Genomic DNA, 3,854 nt, shown 5'->3' with positions numbered 1-3,854 from the left:
AGGGCGTAACCCGACGGCTCCCGCCAGCTCCGTCAGCGGCCAGCGCGCACGGGCGCGGATCGCCAGCCCCGGATCGACCGCGCCGGCCTGCAGGCGCCTGAGCCCGGCCAGCGCGATCATGGCGCCGTTGTCGGTGCAGAACGCCGGGCGCGGAAAGAACACCGGCACACCCTGCGCCTCGGCCATCGCCCGCAGACCGGCGCGCAGGGGGCGGTTCGCGGCCACCCCGCCCGCGACGACCAGCACCGGCGCCCCGCTCGCCTCCAGCGCCCGCCGGGTCTTTTCCACCAGGGTATCGGTCACCGCCTCCTCGAAGGCCCGGGCAATGACTTCCGGCGGGTACCGGCCCTTCTGCACCACGGTCAGCACCGCCGTCTTCAACCCGGAGAAGCTCATATCCAGCCCGGGCCGGTCCAGCATCGGGCGCGGCAGGCGCAGGTCCCCAGCCTCCGCGGTCTCGGCCAGCCGGGACAGCGCCGGGCCGCCCGGGTACCCCAGCCCCAGCAGCTTCGCGGTCTTGTCGAAGGCCTCGCCGGCGGCATCGTCGATGCTCTCGCCCAGCAGTTCGTAGTCCCCGAGCGCGCGCGCGTGGATCAGCTGCGTGTGGCCGCCCGACACCAGCAGCACCAGGAACGGGAACTCCAGCGCGCCGTCGTCGAGCAACGGCGCCAGCAGGTGCCCCTCGAGGTGATGCACCGCCAGCGCCGGCACGCCCCAGCCATAGGCCAGCGCGCGCGCGACCGATGCCCCGGTCAGCAACGCGCCGAGTAGGCCCGGTCCCGCGGTATAGGCCACCGCCGACAGCTCCGGACCGCGCACGCCGGCCTCGTCGAGGACCTCGCGCAACAGCGGCAGAATGCGCCGGATGTGATCCCGCGAGGCCAGTTCCGGCACCACGCCGCCGTAGACCGCGTGCAGGTCCACCTGGCTGTACAGCCGGTGCGCCAGCAACCCTGCCTCGGCATCGACGATCGCGATGCCGGTCTCGTCACACGAGGTCTCGATTCCCAGAACACGCATCATTCCCTTCCATCACCAGAAACTCGCTATCTCTGACCACAACACGGCCCATTGGATCGCCGCGATATCGCAACCAGCGTCGCGACATGCATCGCCACAGCCGTCCATGCCGGCACCAGGATCCGCTGTGCGTCGCTGGAGATGGGCAGAAATTCCGTCAGCCCCTGGACCAGCGCCAGCACCCCGCCCTGCAACCAATCCACACAATCCGTCCCCGAAAGCGTCGGCGAGCTTACAGACGTTCGCGGCGATCCGGAAACGTCCCCGGCGGCAGCGTACAGCCGCGCCCCAGCACCATCACCTGGAAGCGCTCGCCCATCTCGCCGGGCAGGGTGAGCATACGCACCTGCTGGCCCAGTTGCATGATCAGCCGGGGGTCGTCGTTGCCGGCGACGGACTGCTCGAACAGCGCGGGAAGGCCTGCGCCGAGCAGGAACTCACCCTGGGCCGCGTAGGCGAGGACGTCGAGCCCGGCCGCCTGCGCGCCCTCGGCCACCGCGGTGAAATCGACGCTCGCGGTCAGGTCCATCAGGCCGGGCCAGGCGAAGGGGTCGAACACGACCTGTTGCCGGTAATACCCCAGCAGCGTGCCGGTCCTGCGCTCCGGGGAGTAGAACGCGGAGCGCGGATGGCCGTAATCGGCGATCCAGACCAGCCCCTCCTCCAGCAGATCGGCAACCGAACGCAGCCACGGACCCAGCGCCGGCCGCCACTCCGACACATAGCCTTCGGGCCACGGACCGGTCGCCTGCTCGAGTTCCCGCACCACCCGTTCCAGCCCCGGTGGAGCCGGCCGCTCGGCGAACCCCAGATCCTCGCCGACGACGCTGACGCCGCACTGCAGAACCTGCCCATCCCGCCAGGCGAAGACCTCCACCGGCATCGCGTCCAGCACCTCGTTGGCCAGCACCACGCCACGGATCGGTTCCTCCGGAAGGGCGTCCAGCCACTCCACCCGGACCAGGCGCTCCGAACCCAGCAACGTCGCGAGCAGCGCCTGCTGCCGCGCGCGCAGGTCGGGGCTGACCTCGAGGATCCGGTATCGCTCCAGCCGGACACCGAGATCGTCGAGCCGGGTGATCACGTCGGCCGCCAGTCGTCCGCTGCCGGCCCCGAACTCCAGGATCTCGCAGCGTCCTTCGATCAGCACCGGCCCGAGCCACTGCGCGAGGGTGGCCCCGAACAGCGAGGACAGCTCCGGCGCGGTGACGAAATCGCCCTCCGGACCGAATTTGCGCAGCCCGTTCACGTAATAGCCCAGCCCCGGTGCATACAGGACCAGCTCCATGTAGCGGGGAAATGGCAGGAATCCGCCGCCCTCGGCAATCTCGGCGCGCACGAGATCGTGCAGGCGCGCGGACAGCGCCAGGGACTCCGCGTCGGGCTCCGGGCCGGGCCGCGTCGTGGGCGCTGTGCTAGATTCTGGACGATCAACCATCAGCCATGACCGGAGAGACCCAGGTGCTGGAAACGAGTGCGGCGGCCAGCGAAAGCCGGCCCCACGAGGTAGTGCTGATCACCGGCGCGGCGCGCAGGATCGGCGCCGAGATCGCGCGAACGCTGCACCGTGCGGACATCAACGTGCTTCTGCATTATCGCGGTTCCCGGGAGGCCGCCGCCACCCTCGCGGCGGAATTGAACGCGGACCGGCCCGACAGCGCACGCCTGCTGCAGGCCGATCTGCTCGACGAGCGCGCGACGATGGACCTCGGCGCACGCGCCGTCGCCGAGTACGGGCACCTGAACTACCTGGTCAACAACGCCTCGACCTTCTACGCCACACCGCTGGGAACGATCACAGGCGAACACTGGCACGACCTGATGGGATCGAACCTGAAGGCGCCGCTGTTCCTGACCCAGGCCTGCGCGCACGCACTCCATGAAACCGGGGGCGCGGTGGTCAACATCGTCGACATCCACGCCCTGCGTCCGCTGAAGGGCTACCCGCTCTACTCTGCCGCCAAGGCGGGCCTTTGGGCGCTGACCCAGGCCTTCGCGCGCGAACTCGGACCGGACGTGCGCGTGAACGGCGTGGCCCCCGGCGCCATCCTGCTGCCGGAGGACCTGGCCAACGTCGGCACCCACGAGGCCATGGTCGAGCGCACCGCGCTGAAGCGCCAGGGTCACCCCAGCGACATCGCGCGCACCGTGCTGTTCCTGCTGCGCGATGCGCCCTATATCACCGGCCAGGTGGTGCCCGTGGACGGCGGCCGTTCGGCGTCGCAGTGAGGCCCCGGCGTGAGAGATCTGCCGGCCCGGGTGCGTTATCCTGAGCGACAATCCTCACTTGCGGAGTAAACGCATGATCGATCCGAAGACCTTCGACGACCTCGCCCGCCGCATCACCGAGAGCCTGCCGGAATCCGTGCGCAGCTTCCAGAAGGACGTGGAACGCCAGGTCCGCTCGACCCTGCACCAGGGCTTCGACCGCATGGACCTCGTCACCCGCGAGGACTTCGACGTCCAGGTCGCCGTGCTGGAGCGCACCCGGGCGCGCCTGCGCGACCTCGAAGCGCGGGTCGCGGCGCTGGAAGGCAAGCCGGCGATGCCCGACCACGAAGGGTCCGACATCACCTGATCGACCACAACGGACTTCAGACGAGTCCGGCATCCCACGACCAACGGGAACCCACACTAACGGTCATGCCCGCGGAGCGCGCCACCCCGAAGCAAACCGTAGGTCGGGTTAGCCCGAAGGGCGTAACCCGACGGGTCTCGCACCCACCCATGGCCGCAAGGCAGCGTCGTCCCTGGCACGTCGGCACGTCGGGTTACGCTACGCTAACCCGACCTACGGGACTGGGACGTGTCTTTCTCGCTAACTGGCGCCGCTG

5 protein-coding genes are annotated in these 3,854 nt (G+C 69.8%); 2 read left to right on the top strand and 3 right to left on the bottom strand.

Features of this window, described 5'->3' with window-relative positions; genetic code table 11:
• The 3 genes from tsaD to EA346_RS00450 form a co-directional block, all read right to left on the bottom strand.
• Positions 1 to 1,020, bottom strand: a 1,020-nt coding sequence (gene tsaD / locus EA346_RS00460; RefSeq protein ID WP_296754258.1) for a tRNA (adenosine(37)-N6)-threonylcarbamoyltransferase complex transferase subunit TsaD, incomplete at its 3' end; no start/stop codon positions are given.
• 26 nt (positions 1,021 to 1,046) lie between these two features.
• On the bottom strand, positions 1,047 to 1,223 hold the full coding sequence (locus EA346_RS00455; RefSeq protein ID WP_366755756.1) for an undecaprenyl-diphosphate phosphatase: 177 nt from the start codon (positions 1,221 to 1,223) through the stop codon (positions 1,047 to 1,049).
• A 29-nt stretch (positions 1,224 to 1,252) separates the two neighbouring features.
• Positions 1,253 to 2,458 (bottom strand): SAM-dependent methyltransferase, encoded by a 1,206-nt coding sequence (locus tag EA346_RS00450; RefSeq protein WP_296754254.1) that lies wholly within the window; start codon positions 2,456 to 2,458, stop codon positions 1,253 to 1,255.
• A gap of 5 nt (positions 2,459 to 2,463) precedes the next feature.
• Between EA346_RS00450 and EA346_RS00445 the strand changes: the two genes are divergently transcribed.
• Entirely contained in the window at positions 2,464 to 3,249 is a 786-nt protein-coding gene (locus EA346_RS00445; RefSeq protein ID WP_296754252.1) for a pteridine reductase, read from the top strand.
• 73 nt (positions 3,250 to 3,322) lie between these two features.
• On the top strand, positions 3,323 to 3,598 hold the full coding sequence (locus EA346_RS00440) for an accessory factor UbiK family protein (protein ID WP_296754250.1): 276 nt from the start codon (positions 3,323 to 3,325) through the stop codon (positions 3,596 to 3,598).
• The last annotated feature ends 256 nt before the right edge of the window (positions 3,599 to 3,854 follow it).

Source organism: Thioalkalivibrio sp. (genome assembly GCF_007692535.1).
Taxonomy (GTDB): Bacteria; Pseudomonadota; Gammaproteobacteria; order Ectothiorhodospirales; family Ectothiorhodospiraceae; genus Thioalkalivibrio.
This window is presented reverse-complemented; position numbering and strand designations above follow the sequence as displayed.